The following is a 25,731-nucleotide window of genomic DNA, read 5'->3' on the forward strand; positions in this document are numbered from 1 at the left end:
CGAGCAAGCTCGCTCCTACGGGCTCGGCCTTCAGCCGGAAGCCTGAATTGCAGCTAAGGGGTTGCGTATGCCTTTCGATCTCGCCGCCCGCCTGGCCCAGCGCCAGGCGGAGGACCTCTACCGCCGCCGCCCGCTGCTGGAATCGCCGCAGGGCCCGGAGGTGGTCATTGACGGCCAGCCGATGCTGGCCTTCTGTTCCAACGATTACCTGGGGCTGGCCAATCACCCCGAGGTGATTGCCGCGCTGCGCGCCGGCGCCGAACGCTGGGGCGTCGGTGGTGGCGCCTCGCACCTGGTCAACGGCCACTGCGGCCCGCACCACGAACTGGAGCTGGCACTCGCCGAGTTCGCCGGTCGCCCGCGCGCGCTGCTCTTTTCTACCGGCTACATGGCCAACCTGGGCACCGTCACCGCGCTCGTCGGCAAGGGCGACAGCGTGCTGGAGGACCGCCTCAACCACGCCTCGCTGCTGGATGCCGGATTGCTTTCCGGTGCGCGCTTTTCGCGCTATCTGCACAACGATGCCGCCAGCCTCGCCTCGCGCCTGGAGAAGGCCGAAGGCAACACGCTGGTCGTTACCGACGGCGTGTTCAGCATGGACGGCGACCTGGCCGACCTGCCCAGCCTTTGCGCGACGGCTAGACAGCAGAATGCCTGGGTGATGGTCGACGACGCCCACGGCTTCGGCCCGCTGGGCGCAATGGGCGGCGGTATCGTCGAACACTTCGGCTTGAGCATGGAGGACGTGCCTGTACTGGTCGGTACCCTCGGCAAGGCCTTCGGCACCGCCGGCGCCTTCGTCGCCGGTAGCGAGGAACTGATCGAGACGCTGATCCAGTTCGCCCGCCCCTACATCTACACCACCAGCCAGCCGCCCGCCGTGGCCTGCGCCACGCTGAAAAGCCTGGAACTGCTGCGCGCCGAGAGCTGGCGCCGTGATCACCTGAATGCGCTGATCGCGCGTTTCCGCACCGGCGCCACGGCCATCGGCCTGCGCCTGATGGACAGCCCGACGCCGATCCAGCCGATTCTCATCGGCGGCAGCGCCCAGGCCATGGCGTTGTCCGCGGAGCTGCGCCAGCGCGGCATTCTGGTCGGGGCGATCCGCCCGCCCACCGTACCCGCCGGCACCGCGCGCCTGCGCGTGACCCTGTCCGCCTCGCACACCGAGGCACAGGTCGACCGCCTGCTGGTGGCGCTGGCCGAAAGCTGGCAGCGCGTGTCGTCTAGCCTTCTGGCAGAGATCGATGCCGAGGAGGGCGATGATGCGTGACCAACTGATCCTGCTGCCGGGCTGGGGCCTGGGCAGCGCACCGCTGGAACCGTTGCGCGATGCGCTGCTGGAGCAGGCGCCACATTTGAACGTACAGATCGAGCCGCTGCCCGACGACGCCGACCCGAACGTGTGGCTCGACGAGCTGGACGACAACGTCGCCCACGACGCCTGGATCGCCGGCTGGTCGCTGGGCGGCATGCTCGGCGCCGAACTGGCCGCGCGCCGGGGCGAGTCCTGCCGCGGCCTGATCACGCTGGCCAGCAACCCCTGTTTCCGCCGCCGCGAGGACTGGCCGGAGTCGATGGCCAATGAGGTGTTCGAGGACTTCTTCGAAGCCTTCCTGCTGGAGCCGCACCTGGTGCGCAAGCGCTTCACGATGCTGGTCAGCCAGGGAGCCCGCGACGCTCGCACCCTCGCTCGCCAGCTGCAGGTGGCGCTGCCGCAGATGAATGTCGAAGGGCTCACCGCCGGCCTGCAACTGCTGGGGCAACTGGATACCCGCGCCGCATTGGGCCGCTATCCCGGACCGCAGTTGCACCTGTTCGCTGCCAACGATGCGCTGGTCCCGGCGAGCGCCGCGAATGCCTTGCTGGAATGGCTGCCGGATGTCGAGGTCAACCTGCTGCCCGGAACCAGCCACGGGCTGCCACTGGAGCAGCCGGACGAAGTGGCCGGCGCCATCCTGCGTTTCATCCACGAGGGCGACGATGCCTGATTGCAGTAGTACCGGCTTGCCCGACAAACGCCAGGTGGCCGCTTCCTTCTCCCGCGCCGCATCGACCTACGACGCGGTAGCCGAACTGCAGCGTGCCGTCGGCAACCGTCTGCTGGAGTCTTTGCCAGCCGAGGGCGTGCCGCAGCGCTGGATCGACCTGGGGAGCGGTACCGGTTATTTCACCCGCGCCCTGGCGGCGCGTTATCCACATTCGCAGGGGCTGTCCGTCGACATCGCCGAGGGCATGCTGCGCCACGCCCGCGAGCAGGGCGGCGCGCACTACTTTGTCGGCGGAGACGCCGAGTGCCTGCCGCTGCGCGACGGCGCGGTTGATCTGCTGTTCTCCAGCCTGGCCCTGCAGTGGTGCGCCGATCTTCCGGCCGTGCTCGCAGAAGCGCGCCGAGTGCTGCGCCCCGGTGGCGTGCTGGCCTTCAGCAGCCTGTGCATCGGCACCCTGGGCGAGTTGCGGCAGAGCTGGGAGGCGGTGGACGGTTTCGTCCACGTGAACCGCTTCCGCGCCTTCGAGCAGTACCAACGGCTTTGCGCCGATAGCGGCCTGGATCTGCTGGAGCTGCGTACCGAGGGTCGCGTCCTGCACTTCCCCGATCTGCGCAGCCTGACCCATGAGCTCAAGGCCCTCGGCGCGCACAACCTCAATCCCGGTCGGCCCGACGGCCTCACCGGGCGCGAGCGGGTGCGCGCGCTGATCGCCGCCTACGAGCGCTTCCGCCAGCCCGAGGGGCTGCCGGCGACCTATCGGGTGGTCTACGCCGTCCTGCGCAAACCTTCTTCCCTGTAGGAGCGAGGGGGACGCCATCGTTATTGCTCGCGAACCCGCCCAGCTCAAGTGCTGCCGGTGAATCCCGTTCGCGAGCACGTTCGCTCCTACATCAAAGAGCCAAGAGGAAGCCATGTCCCACGCCTACTTCGTCACCGGCACCGACACCGAGATCGGCAAGACCACCATCGCTGCCGGCCTGCTCCATGCGGCGCGGCAGGCGGGCTTGTCCACCGCGGCTGCCAAGCCCGTGGCCTCCGGCTGCGAGCGCAGCCCCGAGGGCCTGCGCAACTCCGACGCGCTGGCGCTGCTGGGCGAGTGCAGCGTGCCGCTGGCCTACGAGCAGGTGAATCCCTTCGCCTTCGAGCCGGCCATTGCGCCGCACCTTGCCGCCCGCGAGCAGGGCGTGAAGCTGACGGTCGAAGCGCTCAAGGGCCCGGTGCGTTCGGTGCTGGAACTGGGCGCCGACTTCACCCTGGTGGAAGGCGCCGGTGGCTGGCGCGTGCCGTTGGCGGGGGAAGAGAACCTGTCGGACCTCGCCGTCGCCCTCGGGCTGCCGGTAATCCTGGTGGTCGGGGTGCGCCTGGGTTGCATCAATCATGCGGTACTCAGCGCCGAGGCCATCCAGCGCGATGGCCTGGTGCTGGCCGGCTGGGTGGCGAACATCGTCGATCCGCAGACCTCCCGTCTGGAAGAAAACCTTGCCACCCTCGCCGAGCGACTGCCCGCGCCCTGCCTCGGGCGCGTGCCGCGCCTGGCCTCGGCGACTCCAGCGGCGGTGTCTGCGCATCTGGACCTGGGCATCCTGGATTTGTAACCGAGCCTTGGCCTGGGGCGGTCTGTCTGCTTGAATAGTGGCCACTTGCTGCTTTTGTTGTGGAGGCGTGACGATGGAAATTTCCGGTAATGCTTTCTCTGCGGGCCTGTATGGCGTGCAGAACGGCCAGCGCCGCGTCGACCGCGCCAGCACCGACATCGCCACCGCCGGCACCGCGCCCAGCGAAGTGCTCAACGACCGCCTGGTGGACCTGCGCCGCGGCGAGCACGAAGTGAAGGCCAACGCCAAGGTCATTCAGGCAGCCGACGAAACGCTCGGCACCTTGATCGATATCCGCGCCTGATCGCGTCTCTTCCCACTCCCTGATTTCCCTGTAGCGGCCGGCTGTCCTCGAGACACGCCGGCCGCTCTGCCATGGGCTTTAATTATCCTCAGGACGTCGCTGCGAATGCGTCGCTCGGACAGCGCCGCAGGCGTGACCGGATGGTCGGTTTGCATGCTTGACAAGGGTATGGCGTAAACGTATGTTTCAAACGCCTGTTTGACTGTCCGGATGCGTGCGCGCACCGACTGGGCGGCCGGGAATGCTCCCGCACTGCGACCGCAGCAACCGGTCGCCCATTAACCAGAACCCTTCGTAGAGGTTTACCGCTATGCCTGATTACAAGGCCCCCTTGCGTGATATCCGTTTCGTTCGCGACGAGCTGCTGGGCTACGAAGCGCACTACCAGAACCTGCCGGGCGCCGAAGACGCCACCCCGGACATGGTGAATGCCATCCTCGAAGAGGGTGCGAAGTTCTGCGAACAGGTAATCGCTCCGCTGAACCGCACTGGCGACCTGGAAGGCTGCAAATGGAGCCCGGAAGGCGTCAAGACCCCGACCGGTTTCAAAGAGGCCTACCAGCAGTTCGTCGAAGGCGGCTGGCCGAGCCTGGCCCATGACGTCGAGCACGGCGGTCAGGGCCTGCCCGAATCCCTTGGCCTTGCGATCAGCGAAATGGTCGGCCAGGCCAACTGGTCCTGGGGCATGTACCCGGGCCTGTCCCACGGCGCCATGAACACCCTGCACGCCCACGGTACCTCCGAGCAGCAGCAAACCTACCTGACCAAGCTGGTGTCCGGCGAGTGGACCGGCACCATGTGCCTGACCGAGCCGCATTGCGGCACCGACCTGGGCATGCTGCGCACCAAGGCCGAGCCGCAGGCTGATGGCACCTATAAGATCACCGGCACCAAGATCTTCATCTCCGCCGGCGAACACGACATGGCCGATAACATCGTCCACATCGTACTGGCCCGCCTGCCCGACGCCCCGCAGGGCACCAAGGGCATCTCGCTGTTCATCGTGCCGAAGTTCCTGCCCAACGCCGAAGGTAACGTGGGCGAGCGCAACGCCGTTTCCTGTGGCTCGATCGAACACAAGATGGGGATCCACGGCAACGCCACCTGCGTGATGAACTTCGACGCCGCCACCGGCTTCCTGATCGGCCCGCCGAACAAGGGCCTGAACTGCATGTTCACCTTCATGAATACCGCTCGCCTGGGCACCGCGCTGCAAGGCCTGGCCCACGCCGAAATCGGTTTCCAGGGTGGCATCGCTTACGCTCGTGAACGTCTGCAGATGCGTTCGCTGACTGGCCCGAAAGCCCCGGAGAAGCCCGCTGACCCGATCATCGTGCACCCGGACGTACGTCGCATGCTGCTGACCGCCAAGGCATTCGCCGAAGGCAACCGCGCCATGCTGTACTTCGCCGCCAAGCAGGTCGACATCGTCCAGCGCAGCCAGGACGAAGAAGAGAAGAAAGCCGCTGACTCGATGCTGGCCTTCCTCACCCCGATCGCCAAGGCGTTCATGACCGAAGTGGGCTTCGAAGCCGCCAACCACGGCGTGCAGATCTATGGCGGCCACGGCTTCATCGCCGAGCACGGCATGGAACAGAACGTCCGCGACAGCCGCATCTCCATGCTGTACGAAGGCACCACCGGCGTTCAGGCGCTGGACCTGCTGGGCCGCAAGATCCTCATGACCCAGGGCGAAGCGCTCAAGGGCTTCACCAAGATCGTGCACAAGTTCTGCCAGGCCAACGAAGCCAACGAAGCGGTCAAAGAGTTCGTTGCACCGCTGGCGGCGCTGAACAAGGAGTGGGGCGACCTGACCATGAAGGTCGGCATGGCCGCCATGAAGGACCGCGAGGAAGTCGGCGCCGCATCGGTCGACTACCTGATGTTCTCCGGCTACGCGTGCCTGGCCTACTTCTGGGCCGACATGGCTCGCCTGGCGGCCGAGAAGCTGGCAGCCGGTACCAGCGAAGAGGCCTTCTACCAGGCCAAGCTGAAGACCGCGCGCTTCTACTTCCAGCGCATCCTGCCGCGCACCCGCGCGCACGTCGGCGCCATGCTGTCGGGTGCCAACAACCTGATGGACCTGGCCGAGGAAGATTTCGCCCTCGGTTACTGATCAGTGCCTCCTGCGGACGGTTCGCCGTCCGTCTGCTGAACAGGAAAGAGCCCGCCGCAAGGCGGGCTTTTTCGTATCCGCGGGCACACAAAGCGCTGCAGAAGATGCCATCATTACGCCACTTGTCGGCCGACTGATCCCGAGTCCGACACCTACTCTGCGGAACCCCCTGTGCGACCCACGGCCCCCTACCGGCTCAGCCATTTCCTCACGCCCCTGTTGCTGATCCCGGCCGGCATTGCCGCCGGCTCCCTGGCCGAACTGTCCGACTTCTTCACTTCCCTGTTCAACGTCCTGCCGACCCTGTTGCTGCTGCTGGGCGGCGCCCTGTGCCTCGTCTATGGCCGCCAGCGCCAGCTGTTCATGCTGGCCGTGGTCTATATCGCGTATTTCCTGCTCGATACCCAGGTCGACTACTTCCAGGCGCACCGCGTGGTGATGCCGGAGGCCGCTCTGGTGTTCCACCTGTGCTGTGTGCTGCTGCCGCTGCTCTATGGCATGTACGGCATCTGGCAGGAGCGTATGCACCTGCTGCAGGACCTTCTGGCCCGCAGCGCCGCGCTGATTGCCGTAGCCGGAGTCGCGACGGCCCTGGCCAGGCGTTTCCCGCAGGGCCTGGCGGAACTGCTCAGCGCCACCTACTGGCCGGCCTTGCACGGCCAATGGATGAACCTGGCGCAGTTGTCCTACTTCGGCTTCCTCATGGCCTTCGTCGCCCTGGTCGCCGCCTACGTGCGCCAGCCGCGGCCGCTGCACGCGGCGCAACTGGTTGGCTTGCTTGGCCTGTTATGGATGCTGCCCAAGGTATTCATCCTGCCCCATGCGCTCACCGTGATGACCAGCCTGGTCATGCTCACCCTCGCCGGTGCGGTGGCGCACGAGGCTTACCAGATGGCCTTCCGCGACGAGCTCACCGGCCTGCCTGGCCGTCGCGCGCTGAACGAGCGCTTCCAGCGCCTGGGCCAGCAGTACGTGCTGGCGATGATCGACGTCGACCACTTCAAGAAATTCAACGACAGCCACGGCCACGACGTCGGCGACCAGGTGCTGCGCATGGTTGCCAGCCAGCTGCGTCGCACGGGCGGCGGCGGCAAGGCGTACCGTTATGGCGGCGAGGAATTCACGCTGGTGTTCGCCGGCAAGACGGTGGAACAGTGCCTGCCGTACCTCGACGGCGTTCGCCAGGCCATCGAGAGCTACGCGATGCACCTGCGCGACCGCGGCAACCGTCCCAAGGACGATCGACAGGGCCGCAACAGACGTGCGGGCAAGGAAGCGCAAACCGTCTCGGTGACCATCAGCGTCGGCGTCGCCGAGCGCGATGGCGAGCGGCGCAGCCCGGAGGAGGTCATCAAGGGTGCCGACGAGGCGCTTTACTCGGCCAAGAGCGGCGGGCGCAACCGTGTGGCCGTGCATGGGCAATCCCGTCGCGGAGCGGTGCGTACTGCCTGACCCGGCCGGGTTATGACCACGCATTCAGCGCGTGCAGCGTGATTGTCCGCGCGGTCACGCCCCGTTAGGTTCGAGGTTTCCGCGCCATGCTGGCGCCCAGAACCGAACGGAGATTCGCGATGCCCGAGTACAAGGCCCCCCTGCGCGACGTGCGCTTCCTCACCGACGAAGTCTTCGACTTCACCGGTCGCTATGAAGCCCTCGGCGCCACCGACGCCACCCCGGACATGTTCGCCGCCATCCTCGAGGAAGGCGCGAAGTTCTGCGAACAGGTCATCGCCCCGCTGAACCGCTCCGGCGACGAGGAAGGCTGCCACTTCGACAATGGCGTGGTGACCACGCCCAAGGGCTTCAAGGAAGCCTTTGCACAGTACGTCGAGGCCGGCTGGAACGGCGTTTCCAGCGACCCGGAATATGGCGGTCAGGGGCTGCCGCCGTCCCTCGGCCTGCTGGTCAGCGAGATGATCGGCGCCTCCAACTGCTCCTGGGGCATGTACCCCGGCCTGACCAAGGGTGCCATGGCCGCCATCCACGCCCACGGCAGCGAAGAGCAGAAGAACACCTATCTGCCGCGCATGACCAGCGCGGTCTGGACCGGCACCATGTGCCTGACCGAGCCGCACTGCGGCACCGACCTGGGCATCATCAAGACCCGCGCCGTGCCCAATGCCGACGGCAGCTACGCGATTACCGGCACCAAGATCTTCATCTCCGCCGGTGAGCACGACCTCTCCGAGAACATCATCCACCTGGTGCTGGCCAAGTTGCCCGACGCGCCGGCCGGCACCAAGGGCATCTCGCTGTTCATCGTGCCGAAATTCAACCTCGATGCGAACGGCGACGTCGGCGAGCGCAATGCCGTGGCCTGCGGCTCCATCGAACACAAGATGGGCATCAAGGCCTCCGCCACCTGCGTAATGAACTTCGACGGTGCCAGGGGCTTCCTGATCGGCGAAGCCAACAAGGGCCTGGCCTGCATGTTCACCATGATGAACCACGCGCGCCTGGGCACCGGCATGCAGGGCCTCTGCCTCGGCGAGACCAGCTACCAGGGCGCCGTGCGCTACGCCCAGGACCGCCTGCAGATGCGTTCGCTGACCGGCCCGAAGGCGCCGGATAAACCCGCCGACCCGATCATCGTCCACCCGGACGTGCGCCGCATGCTGCTGACCATGAAGGCGTTCAACGAGGGCAACCGCGCGCTGGCCTACTTCACCGCACAACTCCTGGACATCGAGCATCTTTCCCAGGACGCCGAGGAGCGCGAGCGCGCCGGCAACCTGCTGGCCTTCCTCACGCCGATCTGCAAGGCCTTCATGACCGAGACCGGCCTGGAAGTGACCAACCACGGCATGCAGGTGTTCGGCGGCCACGGCTTCATCCGCGAATGGGGCATGGAGCAGCTTGTCCGGGATTGTCGCATCGCGCCGATCTACGAGGGCACCAACGGCATCCAGGCGCTGGACCTGCTGGGCCGCAAGGTCCTCGGTAGCCAGGGCAAGCTGCTGATGGGCTTCACCAGGCTGGTCCACCAGCTCTGCCAGCAGCACGCCGAGCACCCGCAGCTCAAGGCCCAGGTCGCCCAGTTGGCGGCGTTGAACAAGCAATGGGGTGAGCTGACCCAGAAACTCGGCCTGGCCGCCATGAAGAACCCGGACGAAGTCGGTGCCGCCTCGGTGGATTACCTGATGTACTCCGGCTACATCACCCTTGGCTACTTCTGGCTGCGCATGGCGCTGGTCGCCCAGCAGAAGCTGGAAGAGGGCGCTGGCGAGAAGGCCTTCTACGAAACCAAGCTGGCCACCGCCGAGTTCTACTTCAGCCGCCTGCTGCCTCGCGCGCTGTCCCATGTGGCGGCAGCGGAGGCGGGTTCCGAGGTGCTGATGCGCCTGTCGGCCGAGCAATTCGCCCTGTAAGCCCCGAGCCAGACGAGGAGGCCCGCCCAGCGCGGGCCTCCTCGTTTTTCGCTACATATTGTGACCAATCTATAGTTGTGCGGTCACAACATGACGCTTAAAGTCTGAAAAGTTGTTGGAGTAAACTCCGGCGGCGTACCTTCGTGTACCTCCTATTCTGATACCGCTGGCTGCCTGATCAGCCGTCGTTTTCGTTCGAGGATCCATCATGGCTGACTACAAAGCTCCCCTGCGCGACATGCAATTCGTCCTCAATGAAGTCTTCGAGGTTGCCAGGCTCTGGGGCGAACTGCCCGTACTGGCCGAGACCGTCGATGCCGAGACCGCCTCGGCGATCCTCGAAGAGGCCGGTAAAGTCACCGGCGGCGTGATCGCCCCGCTGAACCGCAGCGGCGACGAAGAAGGCTGCAGCTGGAGCGCCGAGGGTGTGAAGACCCCGGCCGGCTTCCCCGAGGCCTACCGCACCTACGCCGAAGGCGGCTGGGTGGGCGTGGGCGGCGCGCCGGAATTCGGCGGCATGGGCATGCCCAAGGTGATCGGCGCCCAGGTCGAGGAAATGGTCAACTCGGCCAACCTGTCCTTCGGCCTGTACCCGATGCTGACCGCCGGCGCCTGCCTGTCGCTGCTCAACCACGCCAGCGAAGAACTCAAGGCCAAGTACCTGCCGAACATGTACGCCGGCACCTGGGCCGGCTCCATGTGCCTGACCGAGCCGCACGCCGGCACCGACCTGGGCATCATCCGCACCAAGGCCGAGCCGCAGGCTGACGGCAGCTTCAAGATTTCCGGCACCAAGATCTTCATCACCGGCGGCGAGCACGACCTGACCGAGAACATCATCCACCTGGTGCTGGCCAAGCTCCCCGACGCGCCGGCCGGTTCCAAGGGCATCTCGCTGTTCCTGGTGCCGAAGGTGATGGTCAACGCCGACGGCTCCCTGGCCGAGCGCAACGCCGTGTCCTGTGGCTCCATCGAGCACAAGATGGGCATCAAGGGTTCCGCCACCTGCGTGATGAACTTCGACGGCGCCACCGGCTGGATCGTCGATGCCCCGAACAAGGGCCTGGCCGCCATGTTCACCATGATGAACTACGAGCGCCTGGGCGTTGGCATCCAGGGCCTGGCCACTGGCGAGCGCTCCTACCAGAGCGCCGTGGAATACGCTCGCGAGCGTATCCAGAGCCGCGCGCCGACCGGCCCCGTGGCCAAGGACAAGGCCGCCGACCCGATCATCGTCCACCCGGACGTGCGTCGCATGCTGCTGACCATGAAAGCGCTGAACGAGGGCGGCCGTGCCTTCTCCAGCTACGTTGCCATGCAGCTGGATACCGCCAAGTACAGCGAAGAGCCGACCACCCGCAAGCGCGCCGAGGAACTGGTCGCACTGCTGACTCCGGTGGCCAAGGCCTTCCTCACCGACATGGGTCTGGAAACCACCATCCATGGCCAGCAGATCTTCGGCGGCCACGGCTTCATCCGTGAGTGGGGCCAGGAACAGTTGGTGCGCGATTGCCGCATCACCCAGATCTACGAAGGCACCAACGGCATCCAGGCGCTGGACCTGATGGGCCGCAAGATCGTCGGCAGCGGCGGCGCCTACGCCAAGCTGTTCACCGACGAGATTCGTGCCTTCACAGCCTCGGCTTCCGCTGAGCTGGCTGAGTTCACCGGTCCGCTGAACGCTGCCGTGCAGAACCTCGACGAGCTGACCGCCTGGGTCCTGGACCGTGCCAAGGGCAATCCGAACGAGATCGGCGCCGCCTCGGTCGAGTACCTGCACGCCTTCGGCTACACCGCCTACGCCTATATGTGGGCGCTGATGGCGCGCGCTGCGCTGGGCAAGGAAGGCCAGGACGAGTTCTATGCCAGCAAGCTCGGCACAGCGCGCTTCTACTTCGCCCGCCTGCTGCCGCGCATCCACTCCCTGAGCGCCTCGGTGAAGGCTGGCAGCGAGTCGCTGTACCTGCTGGACGCCGCGCAGTTCTAAGCGATCACGTGTGAAAAAGCCCCGCCTCGGCGGGGCTTTTTCATTGTGATATTTCTTTTGAGAAGAAGGGTATTTCGAATCTTTGTAAGCCATGGCTTACAAACAGCGGTGGTGATCGGCGTCTTTCTGGCAACGGCCTACAGCGGTAACCTTTCTCTCAGTCAGGACATTGCGCAGGAAGCGCCAACGACAATACGGAAACAAGGGAATCCACCAAGGACGGTGGCTAGCACGGACGTCAGGATATCGGTCTGCAAAACCCCGCCTCGAAAGAGGCGGGGTTTTTTCTTGCTCGCGATTTCGCGAGTGCGTCGCTCCGCGATGGGGTTACTTGTAGGAGCGAGCTTGCCCGCGAACAAATCCCCTAGCGGGGCCGGGTTCGCCAGCAAGAACCAGGTGTCCCCTCGATCCTGCGAAAAGCGGTTGTCATCAGACCGCGCCGTCGAGCAACGAGCGCAACAGCTCCACCGTTGGCTGCTGCCGCTGGGCATCGCGATAGACCAGCCCCACGCTCAGCGGAATGCGCGGTTCGCTCAGGGGTTTCCAGAGCAAGTCCTTGTGCGCATGCATCTGCCGCGCGCGGCCCGGCAGCACAGTGGCGAAGCGGCTCTGCGGCAGGCTGTCGAGGATGCCGCCCATATGATTGAGCTCCGCCTGCACCCGCGGCCGCCGGCCAATGGCCGCCAGTTGCTCCTGCCAGATCTGCCGGGCGCGGAATTCTTCGCCGAGCAGCAGCATCGGCAATTCAGCGGCCTGAGCCAGCGACACCTTCTTGAAGTCCTTCAGCGGGTGGTCCGCCGGAATTACCAGCTGCAATTCGTCCGGGTACAGTTCCACGCCGTGCAGCGCCGGCTGGCGCGGCGGCAGGAAGCCGATGCCGATATCCAGCTGACCGATCAACAGTCGGCGCTCGATCTCCACGCCGGAGAGCTCGTAGATACGCACCTGCACGTGAGGCTGCGCCGCATGCAGGCGTTCCACCAGATGCGGAACCAGGCTCGCGTTGACCGTCTGCAGCACACCAATGGCCAAACTGCGTGCGCTCTGCCCGCGGAAGCCGCGCAGAGCCTCGCGGGCCCGCTCCAGGCCTTCGAGCAGCGGCACAGCGTGGTTGTACAGCGTGTGCGCGGCGGCGGTCGGCAGCAGGCGCTTGCCGCTGCGCTGGAACAGCGCCACGTCGAGGTTCTGCTCCAGCTGGCGAATCTGTTGCGACAGCGCCGGCTGGGAAATCGCCAGGCGTTCGGCGGCGCGCCCGACATGGCCTTCCTCGTAAAGCGCGACGAAATAGCGGAGCTGGCGGAAATCCATAAGGTCTTCTTATCAACGAAACTGGAAAATCGAAATGGAGTGTCACCCATCCAGGCCACTACTCTAGCGCTTGTCCGCTGTCTCAGATGGGTAGACAAAGGTGGAAAGCATCGTCATCCAGGGCGTTTTCATAGGAAAAGTCGAAGAAAGCTGGGGAGGTCTACTCAGCGATATCGACAAGCTGGAAACGCATCAGGAAGTCTGGCTCGGCGCCGAAGGGCTGCCGGGCGACGCACGGGCCGACCTGCGCCGCGACGGTGGCCTGGACCGCGCCCTGCACCACTACCCGGCCGAGCACTACCGCCACTGGCGCAAGCAGCACCCGCAGACGCGCTGGCGACAGCCGGCTTTCGGCGAGAACCTGTCGACCTTCGGGCTCAATGAACAGGAGGTCTGCATTGGCGACCTGTTTCGCTGGGGCGAGGCGCTGATCGAAGTGAGCCAGCCGCGCTCGCCCAGCTACCGCCTTGCGCGGCGTTGGAATCTCCCTGGTCTGCCGCTGGAAGTGCAGGAGCAGGGGCGTTGCGGCTGGTTCTACCGGGTGCGCCGTTCCGGCATGGTCGCACCCGACGCACCGCTGGAACTGGTGCAGCGGCACTACCCGCAGCTCAGCGTAGCGAGCCTGCTGGATTGGTACTTCGGCCACCCGCTGGACCGTACCGGCCTGCGCCTGATGATGGCCTGCGATGCTTTATCCCTGCGCTGGCGCAAGACCGCCGCGCAACGCCTCACCAGTGGCGTGCTGGAAGACTGGACGGCCCGCCTGGCGGGCCCCGAATGTTCGGAGCAGGGCGGCCTGCAAGCCTGAGCCGCGCTGTTTCGCAAATGCCCTCGCGCCCGCCCCCGGACGTCGTCTTGGTCCTGCGGGGCGGCTTTTATTCCCGCCGCCGAGCCTGTCACAGGGCTCGGCGGCGTTGTCATGTCGTCGTAACACCGCATTCCTAACCTTCCGCCGACAGCTTCTACTGACAACCCGAGCCGTCAGAAAGACGGCCGCGCGGAAGGAACCTCTGATGAGCGAGCATTTCCAGGATTTCCACGACCGGCTGGCCGCCTTCGACGACCAGGCGATCAACCCTTCCGGCAACGTGCCGATGAGCGAGCTCATCGACGCCTCGCGCCGCCGCCTGCTGAAGAACAGCCTGGTGCTGGGCGCCGTCGGTTTCCTCGGCGGCGGCCTGTTCCCCGGCCGTTCACTATTCGCCGCCGATGCGCCGGTACCGACCACGCTGCTGGGCTTCAGGGGCGTGGCGGTGCAGCAGGACCCGAAGTTCGATCGCGTGATAGTCGCCGAGGGCTACAGCGCGCGACCGTTCTTCTCCTGGGGCGACGCCGTGGTGAGCGGCTCGCCGGTCTGGAAAGGCGACGCCAGCGAGGATTGGAAGGCCCAGGAACTGCAGGCCGGCGACAACCATGACGGCATGCACTACTTCCCCTTCCCCGATGCGCCGGACAGCCACGGCCTGCTGGTGGTCAACCACGAGTACATCAACCCGACGCTGCACCCCAAGGGCCAGACTTTCGAGGACCGCCCCGATGGCACCCGTGGCCGTCCGGAAGGCGAGGTGCGCAAGGAAATCGCCGCCCACGGCCTGAGCGTGATCGAGGTGAAGAAGGACGCCAGCGGCCAGTGGCAGCGCGTCGAAGGCTCCAGCTACAACCGCCGCATCACTGGCAGCTCGCCGCTGGACCTGTCCGGCCCGCTGGCCGGCCACGACCTGCTGCGCACCGCCAGCGATCCGGAGGCGAAACAGGTGCTCGGCACCCTGAACAACTGCTCCATGGGCGTCACGCCGTGGGGCACCTACCTGGCGTGCGAGGAAAACTGGCACCAGTACTTCGTCAACCGCGACAAGGCCGACTATGCCAAGCGCGTCTCGCACAAGCGCTATGGGCTGTCCAACGGCCAGTTCAGCAACTACTACGCCTGGGAGGCGGTTGATCAGCGCTTCGACGCCACGCCCAAAGCCGACCAGCCCCACGGCGGCCATGTCAACGAACCGAACCGCTTCGGCTGGGTAGTGGAGATCGATCCGTTCGACCCGACCTCGACGCCGAAGAAGCGCACCGCCGTGGGCCGCTTCTGCCGCGAGTGCTCGACCCTTTCGCTGGGCGCCGACAACCGCATGGCCTTCTACTACGGCGACGACACCAAGGGCGAGTACATCTACAAGTTCGTCCCGGCGGGCCAGTATGAGCCGAACAACCGTGCGGCAAACGTCAACCTGCTGGACGAAGGCACCCTCTACGTCGCGCGCTTCAACGCCGATGGCAGCGGCCAGTGGCTGCCGCTGGTGCATGGGCAGAATGGCCTCACCGCCGAGAACGGTTTCGCCAGCCAGGCCGAGGTACTGGTCAACGCCCGTGCCGCCGCCGACCTGCTGGGCGCCACGCCGATGGATCGTCCCGAGTGGGTCGCGGTGCAGCAGACCACCCGTGAGGTCTACGTCAGCCTCACCAACAACGATGCGCGCGGCAAGAAGCAGGCGGTGGACGCCGCCAACCCGCGCAAGGACAACCTGCACGGGCAGATCCTGCGCTGGAACGAAGCCGGCGGTGACCCAACCGCCACCACCTTCGAGTGGGAAATCTTCCTGCTCGCTGGCGAGCACAAGGGCTCCACTGCGCCGAAGAACCTGATCGGCACCATCAACGGCGATATCTTTTCCTCGCCGGATGGACTGTATTTCGACACCACCGGCCGCCTGTGGATCGAGACCGACTACGACGATGCCGAGGCGCCGATGCAGGTCATGGGTTGCAACCAGCTGCTCTGCGCCGACCCGCACAGCCGCGAGGTGCGCCGCTTCCTGGTCGGCCCGCGTGGCTGCGAGCTGACGGGGATTACCCAGAGCCCTGATGGCAGGACGATGTGGGTGAACATTCAGCACCCGTCCCTCAGCTTCCCGGCCAGCGACGGCCAGAGCATTCCGCGTTCCACGACGATGGTGATCACCAAGGACGATGGGGGTGTGATCGGGACTTGATGGGCAGAGAGGCGAGGGGGAGGGGCTTTAGGGAAACTCGCCGCTCGGGCGGTCCGCTGGAACCTTAAAGCTCGACCTCCCCCCCGGCCAACGCGCACAACTCGGTGAAATCGACGATCTCCGTCTCCCGCCCGTCCACCCGTACCAGCCCGTGCTTCTGCAGGCGGGTAAAGCTGCGCGACACCGTTTCCACCGCCAGCCCCAGGTAGTCACCGATCTCGTTGCGCGACATGCTCAGGCGGAAGCGCGTGGCAGAGAAACCACGCTCGCGGAAATGCGCGGAGATGTTCAGCAGGAAAGCAGCGATGCGCGAGTCCGAGTTCAGCCGCGAGAGCAGCAGCTTCATCTGCTGATCCTCACGGATCTTGCGGCTCATCATCAGCATGATCTGGTGCGACAGGCCGGGAATCTGCAGCGACAGCTCCTCCAGCTGGCTGAACGGAATCTCGCTGCACAGCGTGCTTTCCAGTGCCTGCGCCGACACCGGATAGCTGCCTTCGCCCATGCCGGAGAAACCGAAGATCTCGGTGGCGAAATAGAACCCGGTGATCTTCTCCAGCCCCTGCTCGTTGGTGGTGAAGGTCTTGATCGAACCGGAACGCACCAGGAACACGCTGTGGAAGGGATCGCCCTGGCGGAACACGAAGTCGCCCTTATGCAGCAGGTGCCCCGGCTTGATGATCGCCTCCAGCTCCTCGACCTTCTCGTCGCTAAGAGTGGGCGGCGCCAGCCGGCAGTTCTTGCAGTACGGTTGCGGTTTGATCATCTGATTCATCCATATCCCCATGCGCCGGCCAATCGCGCGCAATTCAGCGTTCCTCGGGCGTATCGCCCCCTCATGGAACCATAGCAACTGACAGCCATCTGTCATCCGTCGGATCACTGGTCGGGAAGCAGGCCAATGGATTTTTCATACCCGCTTGACCCTTTCTTCACTGCGCCGACTTCAGTCTCCACGCCCATGCACCGGGGTCATTGGGGGAGACCACAGGAACTCCGGGGTGCCGTGACGCGACCCGCGCGTCGATCCCGCTCATTTTCCGGAGATATGTCGTGAATAAACTGCCACAGATCACCCTGGCCTTCTGGGTGATGAAAATCTGCGCCACCACCCTGGGGGAAACCGCCGGCGACCTGTTGTCGATGACCCTGAACGTCGGCTATGCGATCAGCTCGCTGATCCTCATCAGCGTCTTCCTCGTCACCCTGGTCGGCCAGCTCGCCAGCAAGCGCTACGTGCCCTGGCTGTACTGGCTGGTGATCCTCTCCACCAGCACCGCCGGCACCACCATGTCCGATTTCATGGACCGCACCCTGGGCCTGGGCTACGCCAGCGGCTCGGCGATCCTGGTCAGCATCCTGGTGGCGATCTTCGCGGCCTGGCGCTTCAGCGGTACCTCGCTGTCGGTGGACAACATCCGCAGCTTCAAGGGCGAGATGTTCTACTGGGTCGCCATCCTCTTCTCCAACACCCTGGGCACCGCACTGGGCGACTTCCTCGCCGACGACTCCGGCCTGGGCTTCGCCGGCGGCGCGCTGCTGATCGGCAGCCTGATCGCCGTGGTCGTGCTGCTGCATTACTTCACCAAGCTTTCCTCGGTGCTGCTGTTCTGGGTGGCCTTCGTGCTGACCCGGCCGTTCGGCGCGACCCTGGGCGACGTGCTGACCAAGTCCCACGAGAAGGGTGGGCTGGACTTCGGCACCATCGGCTCCTCGGCCATCCTCGCCGGTATCCTGGTGGCGCTGGTGGTCATGGTCAGCATGCGGCAGAAGCGCGAAGGGCAGGACAGCGCAGCAGTGCTGTCTTCCTGACGAGTTGAAGCGGAGTCCGCCGGACGAAAAGACCGGCGGACTAGCCTTGTGAAATTTGTTCTGTTATTTTTCATGAAAAATAAACAGAACAATTTCACGAGGTCGCGATGTTCCTGCGCTCCGCCGAGCCGGTCGGCACCTACTACGCCGGTACCAACCCCGAGCTGATCCAGCCGCGCGATGTGCTGCGCGAGCCGCTGGAATGCGAAGTCCTGGTGATCGGTGCCGGGTTCAGTGGCCTGCACACGGCGCTGCAACTGGTGGAAGGCGGCCGTCAGGTCTGCATGATCGAAGCCAGCCGCATTGCCTGGGCTGCCTCCGGACGCAACGGCGGGCAAGCATTGCCGGGCTGGTCCAGCGACCTCGGTCCCATCGAGGACGACCTCGGCCATGAAGGCGCGCTGCGCCTGTGGCAGGGCATGTTGTGGGCCGCCCACGAACTGCGCGACCTGCCGCAACGCCACGGCTTCGACTGCGATTACCGCATCGGCCACCTGTGGACCGCCGTGCTGCAACGCCGCGTTGGCTCGCTCTACGACTGGCAGGCCGAAGCCAATCGTCGCTGGGGCTACGAAGGCCTGCAATTCATCCCCCGTGAAGACCTGCCGCAGTGGATCGCCAGCGACCGCTACCAGGCCGGCCTGTACGATCCCAACTCTGCGCACCTGAATCCGCTCAAGCTGGCCTACGGCCTTGCCGGGGCCATCGAGCGCGCTGGCGGCCGCATCTTCGAGCAGACCCGCGCGCTGAGCTTCCGCGAGAGCGGCAACGGCTACGAGGTGACAACCGAGCATGGCAGCGTGCGCTGCGCCTCCCTGGTGCTGGCCTGCAACGCCTATATCGACGGGCTGGACCGCGACGTCTCCGAGCGCATCCTGCCGGTGGGCACCTACCAGGTCGCCACCGCGCCGCTGGGCGAGGAGCTGGCTCGTTCACTGCTGCCGAGGAACTGCTGCGTCACCGACAACCAGTTCGTCCTCGACTACTTCCGCCTGACCCCCGATCATCGCCTGCTGTTCGGCGGCGGCTGCACCTACCTGGGCGGCATGCCTTCGGACATCCGCGCCGCTACGCGCCCCTATGTCGAGCGGGTATTCCCGCAGCTCAAGGGCGTGGAACTGGAGTACGCCTGGGGCGGGCACATCGACTGCAGCATGCGGCGCACCCCGGACATCGGCCGGCGCGGCGATCTCTACTGGCTGCAGGGCTATTCCGGCCACGGCGTACTGCCCAGCCTGGCCGCTGCCCATGCGGTGAGCGAGGCGATGCAGGGGCGCAGTGACGAGCTTGACCTCTATCAACGCATCCGCAATCCCGGGTTCCCCGGCGGCCAGCGCTTCGCCGCGCCACTGGAAGCCGTCGGCAAGGCCTGGTATCGATTGCGGGACTTTGTCTAATTCGGAACCTGCCATGACCCAGACGGCCACCAACGAACACCTTGCCACGCTGATCCGCGACCTGCGCAAGCACAAGAACCTCACCCTGGGTGAGCTGGCCGAACAGATCGGCCGCTCGGTGGGTTTCCTGTCCCAGGTCGAGCGCGGCCTGTCGCAACCCACCGTGGCCGACCTCACCGCCATCAGCGAAGCCCTGGGCGTGCCGACTACCTACTTCTACGCCGGCGACACCCGCCGCGAGCGCGACTGGGTCACCCGGCCGAACGATCGCCGCACCCTGTACTACGCCGGCGGCGTCACCGACATCCTCGCCTCGCCGAACATGTCCGGCGGCTTCTCCATGCTCGACAGCATCCTCGCCCCCGGCGCCACCAGCGGCGAAGGCCACCTGGACGACAGCTCGGAGCAGGGCGGCTTCGTCCTCGAAGGCGAGCTGACCATCTGGTACGAGGACGACACCGTCACCCTCTATCCCAACGACAGTTTCCAGCTGCCGCCGCACAGCCAGTTCCGCTACGGCAACCTCACCGATAAACCAACAAGGGTGCTGTGGATCTTCACCTGATTTCCCAAGCCAGCCCGCGAGGGTTGGCTTGGGAAAACGATCCGGCCGCCCCCGCACAAAGGCCCCAGAGAACATCATGAACCGCCCGATGCATCCCGACCTGCTCAGCGAAGTCCGCGCCTTCCGCCAGCAATACCCGGACATCCGCTACGTCGACCTGATCTGCCTGGACATTCCCGGCCACTTCTACGGCAAGCGCTACCCTGTGGACATGCTCGAGAAAGTCGCCGCCGGCAGCCCGCTGAAACTGCCGCAGAACTGCGTGCTGCTCGGCGTACAGGGCGGCCTGCACCCCATCGGCGACTACTGCTTCAACGACGGCGACCCGGACGCGCCGCGCCGCCTGATCCCCGGTTCGCTCAAGCCGGTGCGCTGGGAGAACCAGCCGCTGGGGCAGATGCTGATCAGTTCCGACGGCACCGAGGCGCCCATCGAATTCGAACCGCGCGAAGTGCTCGCCCGCGTCATGCAGCGCCTGGAGTCCAAGGGCATCCGCCCGGTGGTGGCCTTCGAGCTGGAGTTCTACCTGTTCGACAAGAAGCTCGACAACGGCCTGCCGCAATACCCGCGCGACCCGCTGTGCGACGACGAGGACGACCAGCCGAACATGCACATCGAACGCCTGTCGCGCTTCTCCGGTGTGCTCCACGAGATCGTCGAAGCCTCCCGCGAGCAGGGCGTGGACGCCAACGTGATCACCGCCGAGATCGGCCCCGGCCAGTTCGAGATCAACTTCGCCCACTGCGACGACGGCCTGCACGCCGCCGACCAGGCCGCGCTGTTCACCCGCGCCACCCGAGGCGTGGCGCTCAAGCATGGGCACCGCGCCAGCTTCATGAGCAAGCCCTACCTGCATGCGCCGGGCAGTGGCATGCATGTGCACGTCAGTCTCTACGACCGCGACGGCAACAACCTGCTCGACCGCGACAACCAGCAGGCCCTGCGCCACGCCGTGGCCGGCTGCCTGGAGTTGCTGCCGCACTGCATGCCGATCTTCGCCGCCAACCACAACGCCTACCGCCGCTACGGCTCCCGCGTGAACGCCGCGAGCAAGGCCAGTTGGGGCTTCGAGGACCGCGATGCGTGCATCCGTATCCCCGAATCCGATGGCAGGAACCTGCGCATCGAACACCGTCTGGCCGGCGCCGACGCCAACCCTTACCTGGTGCTCGCGGCGATCCTCACCGGCATGGAGCACGGCCTGGAAACCCGCCAGGAACCCATCCCGCCGCTCAACGAAGACCGCTCCAGCGGCATCGACTTCCCCCGCGACATGCTCGGCGCCGTCGCCGAGATGGAAGACCATCCGGTGGTGAAGGATGGCCTGGGCAGCGAGTTCGTCTTCGTCTACTGCGAGAACAAGCGCCACGACCACCTGGACTTCATGAACGAAGTCAGCGCGCGGGAGTACCGCTGGTTCCTGTAACCCCGGATGAACCCTGTAGGAGCGCCCCATGGACGCGATCGCGGGCATGGCCCGCTCCTACGCGAAAGTTCTGCGCTCGGGTCGGCCCTCACCCTAACCCTCTCCCAGGGGGAGAGGGGACAGTTCGGTGCAGGATGAAGCCATGGTGTCAGCCGGCACAATCTGCTCCCTCTCCCTCTGGGAGAGGGCAGGGGTGAGGGGAATTCCGTGGCACAGAGTGACCGATGAAGACAGTTGCTCCTACAGGTCAGCATCATAGCCAGCAAGATTCTCTGAACCCGCTTCGCTTTCCTGCGGTCAATTCCATGCACAAGGCAATCTCACAAGGAGCCACCGCATGGACCTCATCCGCATTCTGATCGCCATCCTTCTGCCGCCGCTGGGCGTGTTCCTCCAGGTCGGTTTCGGCGGTGCGTTCTGGCTCAATATCCTGCTGACGCTGCTCGGCTACATCCCCGGTATCGTCCACGCCGTGTACATCATCGCCAAGCGCTAACCCGCCCGGCTGCCCTCCCAGAAATGCTCCGCCAGCATCCGCAACTCCGCCGACAGTTCCGCCATGCGCGCGGCGCTGCGCTGGCAGGTGCCGACCTTTTGCGCATTGCTGTCGGCTGAGCTGCGAATGGCGTGCAGGCTGCGCTGCACGTCTTCGCTGGCGACGCCCTGTTCCTCGATGGCCTCGGCGATTTCCAGGCTCATGCGCTGGATCGCCGAGACCTGCTCGCTGATCTGTTCCAGCGTGCCCGCCGCATGCCCGGCCTGCTCCAGGCTGGCGACCGCCCGCTCGCAGCAATGCCATAGCGCGCGCACCGAATCCTCGGCGCCCTGCTGGAGATTACCGACCAACGACTGGATGTCGCGCGCGGAATTCTCCGTGCGCGAAGCCAGCGCCCGCACCTCATCGGCGACCACCGCGAAACCACGCCCGCTTTCCCCGGCGCGTGCCGCTTCGATGGCGGCGTTCAACGCCAGCAGGTTGGTCTGCCCGGCGACATCGCGGATTACTTCGAGCATCCGCGAGATAGCCTCGCTGTGCTCCTTCTGCTGTTCGACCGCGACGCTCGCGGCGCGCACGCCAGCTTCCAGCGCGGCGAGTTGCCCGCGCGTGGCGTGCACATCCTGATGCCCGGACTGGGTGATGCGCTCGCTGCACTGCGCCGCCACCGCGCTGTGCTGCGCGTGGCGGGCGACTTCCTGGACGCTCTGCGCGAGCTGCTGCATGGCGCTGGCCACCTGTTCGGTCTCGCGCTGCTGCAGCTGCGAAGCGGCGCTGCCGCCGGCCATGGCGTCGGCCAGTGCCGCGGAATGCTCGGCCAACTGATGCGAGGCGTCCGCCATGCGCCCGACCACCGCGGCGGTTTCCGCCTCCAGCATGTGGAAGGCGAACTCCAGCTCGCCGAATTCGTCGCTCCGGCCCGTATACAGCTGTTGGCTGAGCGGGTTGTCGGCGATCTTCCGCGCTCGCCCGAGCAGCGCGCCCAGCGGTTGCAGGCGTAGCACCAGCCAGGCGCCCGAGGCGCCCAGCGCCAGCAGGAATGCCAGCACCGTCAGCTTGGGCAGCAGCAGCGCCAGCAGGGCACCGCCGGCCTGCGCCAGCACCAGTCCGATCAGCAGTTGCAACGGCAGTGGCAGGCGTGGGCGGGCCAGCTTCGCTCCCCCCCGCATCCCCGCGTAAAGGCGCTCCGCCGCATCGACCTGCTCGGCGCCGGGACGGGTGCGCACCGACTGGTACTCCACGACTTTTCCGCCATGGCGAATCGGTGTGACGAAGGCGCTGACCCAGTAGTGGTCGCCGTTCTTGCAGCGATTCTTCACCAGGCCCATCCAGCTGCGCCCGGCCTGCAGCGTCTGCCAGAGGTGGGCGAAGGCGGCGGGCGGCATGTCCGGGTGACGCACGCGGTTGTGGTTGAAACCCACCAGCTCCTCGGCCTGGAAGCCGCTGACCTGGATGAAGTCCGGGTTCACATGGGTGACCGCGCCCTTGAGGTCGGTGGTGGAGAGAATGTTGGCGTTGACCGGCACATCCACCTGGCGCCCGGTGATCGGCAGGTTCTGCTTCATCGCTGGTGCTCCACGCGGGTCTGGAAGAGTTGTTCCGGCGCCAGCGGCTTGCTGAACAGGAAGCCCTGGGCGTGGCGACAGCCTTCGGCGCGCAGGAAGTCGAGGTGTTCCTGGCGTTCGACGCCCTCGGCCACCACTTCCAGGCCCAGGCTGTGGCCCAGGCCGATGATGGCGCGGCAGATGGCACTGAGTTCCGGGTCGTCCGGCACGCGGGTGATGAAGCTGCGGTCGACCTTGAGGATGTGCAGCGGGTAGCGCTTGAGATACCCCAGCGAGGAGTAGCCGGTGCCGAAGTCGTCCAGCGCCAGGCGCACACCCTCGGCGGCCAGTTCGCGGAGGCAGGCGAGGGTTTCCGCGCCGTCCTGCATCAGCAGGCTTTCAGTGATCTCCAGTACCAGGCTGCGCGGCGACAGGCCGCTCTCCGCCAGAATCTGCTGTACCCGCGCGGCGAAGCCCGGTTGCTGCAGCTGCCGGCTCGACAGGTTGACCGAACAGTAGAGGTCGCGGTACCCCTGGCTCTGCCAGAGCGCCGTCTGCCGGCAGGCCTGACGCAGTACCCAGTCGCCGACCGGGACGATCTCGCCGGATTCCTCCAGCGCCGGGATGAAGTCCAGCGGCGAGACGGATTGGCCGTCGTGCTTCCAGCGCAGCAGCACCTCCACCGCCTCCCAGTGCGGCGAATCGCTGTCCAGGCGGACGATGGGCTGGTAGTGCAGGCTGAACTCCTCGCGCCGCAGCGCCTGCGCCAGCGCGCTTTCCAGGTCCAGGCGGCGCTGCGCCTCGGCCTGTAGCTCGAGGCTGAAGCGCGCGTACTGCGCCTTGCCGGCTTCCTTGGCGCGGTACAGCGCGAGGTCGGCGGCCTGCAGCGTGTCGATGGCCTGGCCGTCGGTCATCAGCCCGGTGATGCCGATGCTGGCGCTGACCACCAGCGTGCGGCCGTCCACATGCAGCGGCTGGCGCAGGCAGTCGAGCATGCGTTGTGCGACCTGTTCGGCGTCCACCAGGCTGGCGAGGTCGTCCAGCAGCACGACGAACTCGTCGCCGCCGAAGCGCGCCAGGTGATCGCCCGGCCGCAGGCAGCGCAGCAAGCGCTGGGAGACTTCCACCAGCACGCGGTCGCCCACTGCGTGGCCGAGGCTGTCGTTGATCAGCTTGAAGCGGTCCAGGTCGATGAACAGCAGGCCGGACTCGCGCGCGCCGGGGCGGCGCTGGCGCATCAGGGCCTGCTGCAGCAGCTCGTCCAGGCGCAGGCGGTTGCCCAGGCCGGTGAGCGGGTCGTGCCGCGCCGCGTGGCTGAGCTGGTGTTCGCTGGCCTTGTGTTGGCTGATGTCGGTTTGCGAGCCGGCCATGCGCCCATCGGTGACCACGCCGCGCGCCAGCACCCAGAGGTAGTTGCCGTCGCGCTGGCGGATGCGGTACTCGTGGCTGAGCAGCGCGCTGCTGCCGCGCAGGTGCGCATCGATGGCCTTGCGCAGGCCGGGCAGGTCGTCCGGATGCACGCGGGCGAACCAGCTGGTGCTGCCTTCGCCGAGGTTGTCGCGGGTCAGGCCGAGCATGCGCGCCCAGCGCTCGGAGACGTAGAGGCGGTCGTTGCCCAGGTCCCAGTCCCAGATGCCGTCGTTGGCGCCGCGCAGGGCGCGGGCGAAGCGCGCCTCGCTGTCCTCCAGCGCCTGGCGCTGGGCGGCGCCGTAGGTATCGATGGCCAGCGACATGTCGAAGAACACCCGCTTGAGCAGGCTGGCGTAGGTCTGGGCTTCCGGGGCGTCGCCCATCAGGTCGGCGAGCATCTGGTCCAGGTACAGGCGATAGGCGCCCAGGTACCACTTCAGCTCGACGCCGACCTGCTGGTGCACGAGCCCGATACGCAGGCGGTCGCGCACGTAGTCGGCGTCCTGCGGGGCGTCCCACAACTGGCGGTAGTATTCGAACTGGCTGCATTTCAGGCGAGCCAGCGTTGCCGGCTCGGAGAGAATCGCGCCCAGGGGCGGATAATGGCGCAGGTGATCGTAGAGTTGTTCGATGAAGCGCTGGTGGCAGCCCTCCAGTTCGGCGGCGCGGCCATGCAGATGGCGGCCATCCTCCTCGCGCCACTCCAGGTAACTCAGGCGCTGATCGACTTCCATCGTCGACAGGCCGATGCGCTCGAGCACGCTATCGAGCTTCGGTCCCAGGCCCATGTTTGGCTCCTTGCGGGTCTGCTGTTTTTGTCGGGCATGAAAAAAGCGCCGGCTCGTCGCCACGTCGAAATCGACGGCGACCAACTCGGCGCTTTGTCTTGCAGGCCCACAAGTCCTGCCCGGCAAAGCCAGCTTCCGCAACGCGGAACGCGGGGTGGAAGTCTTTTACACCAGCGGGCGCGGCCCCGACAACTCCTGCAGTGCGCCACTCAGGCGCTGGCGCAACTCGCCCAGTTCGCGGGAGCGGAAGGCATGGCGGGTTCGCTCCAACACACCGATGGCGTCGGCCAGCAGCGCGAGCATCCGCGCCGAATCGCTCAAGGGCGCGTCCTTGAACCATCGGCACAGCGGCGCCTGCTCGCAATTGCGTGGTCCTTCCATCACCGCGCAGGGCAGCTCGTAGGCCGCCAGCAGCGCACGAACCTGGCGCGCCAACGCCGGATCCTGGGAAGTGACCAGCAACTGGACCGGATACCGGTGGAGAGTCATGACGGATTCGCTCATATCAGGGAGATGCCAATTTAATGGCTAATGGCTATCTGATATTGACGCCTGTCATGTTGGCGCAGCGCCTGCGTCAGATGGTCGACGGCAGGTGTGAAGTGGCTCGCATTGCGGGGCCAGGAAACCGTCGTTT

General features: G+C 66.0%; 21 protein-coding genes. 16 read left to right on the top strand and 5 right to left on the bottom strand.

Translation table 11 applies throughout. The annotated features are described in order from the left end of the window. Positions 1-67: 67 nt before the first annotated feature. From bioF to LDJ84_RS02690, 9 genes are all read left to right on the top strand, one after another. A complete protein-coding gene (gene bioF, locus LDJ84_RS02650; protein ID WP_226045869.1) occupies positions 68-1,273 on the top strand; it encodes an 8-amino-7-oxononanoate synthase in 1,206 nt (401 codons plus the stop codon). Continuing rightward, positions 1,266-1,991 carry an alpha/beta fold hydrolase gene (locus LDJ84_RS02655; RefSeq protein WP_065085686.1) on the top strand — a complete coding sequence of 242 codons (726 nt, stop codon included), beginning with the start codon at positions 1,266-1,268 and terminating at the stop codon, positions 1,989-1,991. Before bioF ends, LDJ84_RS02655 begins: the two co-directional genes overlap by 8 nt. After that, positions 1,984-2,790, top strand: coding sequence for a malonyl-ACP O-methyltransferase BioC (gene bioC, locus LDJ84_RS02660; protein ID WP_226045870.1), 807 nt, complete (start codon positions 1,984-1,986; stop codon positions 2,788-2,790). Before LDJ84_RS02655 ends, bioC begins: the two co-directional genes overlap by 8 nt. Positions 2,791-2,902: 112 nt before the next feature. Next, positions 2,903-3,586 carry a dethiobiotin synthase gene (bioD, locus tag LDJ84_RS02665; protein WP_226045871.1) on the top strand — a complete coding sequence of 228 codons (684 nt, stop codon included), beginning with the start codon at positions 2,903-2,905 and terminating at the stop codon, positions 3,584-3,586. A 73-nt stretch (positions 3,587-3,659) separates the two neighbouring features. Continuing rightward, positions 3,660-3,890 (top strand): hypothetical protein, encoded by a 231-nt coding sequence (locus tag LDJ84_RS02670; protein WP_037015742.1) that lies wholly within the window; start codon positions 3,660-3,662, stop codon positions 3,888-3,890. Positions 3,891-4,200: 310 nt separating this feature from the next. Then, complete coding sequence (locus LDJ84_RS02675) at positions 4,201-6,006, top strand: phenylacyl-CoA dehydrogenase (RefSeq protein WP_065085689.1); 1,806 nt, start codon at positions 4,201-4,203, stop codon at positions 6,004-6,006. Between the two features lie 171 nt (positions 6,007-6,177). Continuing rightward, entirely contained in the window at positions 6,178-7,458 is a 1,281-nt protein-coding gene (locus LDJ84_RS02680; RefSeq protein ID WP_226045872.1) for a sensor domain-containing diguanylate cyclase, read from the top strand. Between the two features lie 119 nt (positions 7,459-7,577). Then, a complete protein-coding gene (locus LDJ84_RS02685) occupies positions 7,578-9,374 on the top strand; it encodes an acyl-CoA dehydrogenase C-terminal domain-containing protein (RefSeq protein ID WP_084359378.1) in 1,797 nt (598 codons plus the stop codon). Positions 9,375-9,582: 208 nt separating this feature from the next. Next, positions 9,583-11,361, top strand: coding sequence for an acyl-CoA dehydrogenase C-terminal domain-containing protein (locus LDJ84_RS02690; RefSeq protein WP_226045873.1), 1,779 nt, complete (start codon positions 9,583-9,585; stop codon positions 11,359-11,361). A gap of 429 nt (positions 11,362-11,790) precedes the next feature. On the opposite strand, the gene LDJ84_RS02695 is transcribed toward LDJ84_RS02690, so the two are convergent. Next, the gene (locus LDJ84_RS02695) at positions 11,791-12,669 is read right to left on the bottom strand and encodes a LysR family transcriptional regulator (protein ID WP_024763624.1); all 879 of its coding nucleotides are present in this window, start codon (positions 12,667-12,669) and stop codon (positions 11,791-11,793) included. A 100-nt stretch (positions 12,670-12,769) separates the two neighbouring features. Between LDJ84_RS02695 and LDJ84_RS02700 the strand changes: the two genes are divergently transcribed. Together LDJ84_RS02700 and LDJ84_RS02705 are read left to right on the top strand one after the other, a co-directional pair. Beyond that, positions 12,770-13,477: an MOSC domain-containing protein gene (locus LDJ84_RS02700; protein WP_024763623.1), complete on the top strand. Its 708-nt coding sequence runs from the start codon at positions 12,770-12,772 to the stop codon at positions 13,475-13,477. A 205-nt stretch (positions 13,478-13,682) separates the two neighbouring features. Beyond that, positions 13,683-15,656, top strand: coding sequence for a PhoX family protein (locus LDJ84_RS02705; RefSeq protein ID WP_226045874.1), 1,974 nt, complete (start codon positions 13,683-13,685; stop codon positions 15,654-15,656). Positions 15,657-15,720: 64 nt separating this feature from the next. Here LDJ84_RS02705 and fnr read toward each other — a convergent pair whose 3' ends face one another. Next, positions 15,721-16,422: a fumarate/nitrate reduction transcriptional regulator Fnr gene (gene fnr / locus LDJ84_RS02710; protein WP_413247442.1), complete on the bottom strand. Its 702-nt coding sequence runs from the start codon at positions 16,420-16,422 to the stop codon at positions 15,721-15,723. Positions 16,423-16,709: 287 nt separating this feature from the next. Between fnr and LDJ84_RS02715 the strand changes: the two genes are divergently transcribed. From LDJ84_RS02715 to LDJ84_RS02735, 5 genes are all read left to right on the top strand, one after another. Beyond that, positions 16,710-17,468 carry a membrane protein gene (locus tag LDJ84_RS02715; RefSeq protein WP_024763621.1) on the top strand — a complete coding sequence of 253 codons (759 nt, stop codon included), beginning with the start codon at positions 16,710-16,712 and terminating at the stop codon, positions 17,466-17,468. A gap of 107 nt (positions 17,469-17,575) precedes the next feature. Beyond that, the gene (locus tag LDJ84_RS02720; RefSeq protein ID WP_065085691.1) at positions 17,576-18,865 is read left to right on the top strand and encodes an NAD(P)/FAD-dependent oxidoreductase; all 1,290 of its coding nucleotides are present in this window, start codon (positions 17,576-17,578) and stop codon (positions 18,863-18,865) included. Between the two features lie 13 nt (positions 18,866-18,878). After that, positions 18,879-19,430, top strand: a complete 552-nt coding sequence (locus LDJ84_RS02725) for a helix-turn-helix domain-containing protein (protein ID WP_037010973.1) — start codon at positions 18,879-18,881, stop codon at positions 19,428-19,430. Between the two features lie 76 nt (positions 19,431-19,506). After that, the gene (locus LDJ84_RS02730; protein WP_024763619.1) at positions 19,507-20,856 is read left to right on the top strand and encodes a glutamine synthetase family protein; all 1,350 of its coding nucleotides are present in this window, start codon (positions 19,507-19,509) and stop codon (positions 20,854-20,856) included. A 337-nt stretch (positions 20,857-21,193) separates the two neighbouring features. Beyond that, complete coding sequence (locus LDJ84_RS02735) at positions 21,194-21,352, top strand: YqaE/Pmp3 family membrane protein (protein WP_003084988.1); 159 nt, start codon at positions 21,194-21,196, stop codon at positions 21,350-21,352. Here LDJ84_RS02735 and LDJ84_RS02740 read toward each other — a convergent pair. From LDJ84_RS02740 to LDJ84_RS02750, 3 genes are all read right to left on the bottom strand, one after another. Further along, positions 21,349-22,917: a PAS domain-containing methyl-accepting chemotaxis protein gene (locus LDJ84_RS02740; protein ID WP_226045875.1), complete on the bottom strand. Its 1,569-nt coding sequence runs from the start codon at positions 22,915-22,917 to the stop codon at positions 21,349-21,351. The genes LDJ84_RS02735 and LDJ84_RS02740 overlap by 4 nt on opposite strands. Next, positions 22,914-25,094, bottom strand: coding sequence for a putative bifunctional diguanylate cyclase/phosphodiesterase (locus tag LDJ84_RS02745; protein WP_226045876.1), 2,181 nt, complete (start codon positions 25,092-25,094; stop codon positions 22,914-22,916). Before LDJ84_RS02745 ends, LDJ84_RS02740 begins: the two co-directional genes overlap by 4 nt. Positions 25,095-25,259: 165 nt before the next feature. After that, positions 25,260-25,583, bottom strand: coding sequence for a hypothetical protein (locus LDJ84_RS02750; RefSeq protein ID WP_024763617.1), 324 nt, complete (start codon positions 25,581-25,583; stop codon positions 25,260-25,262). Positions 25,584-25,731 lie beyond the last annotated feature (148 nt).

This window comes from Pseudomonas sp. HS-18 (assembly GCF_020401845.1).
GTDB lineage: Bacteria > Pseudomonadota > Gammaproteobacteria > Pseudomonadales > Pseudomonadaceae > Pseudomonas > Pseudomonas nitroreducens.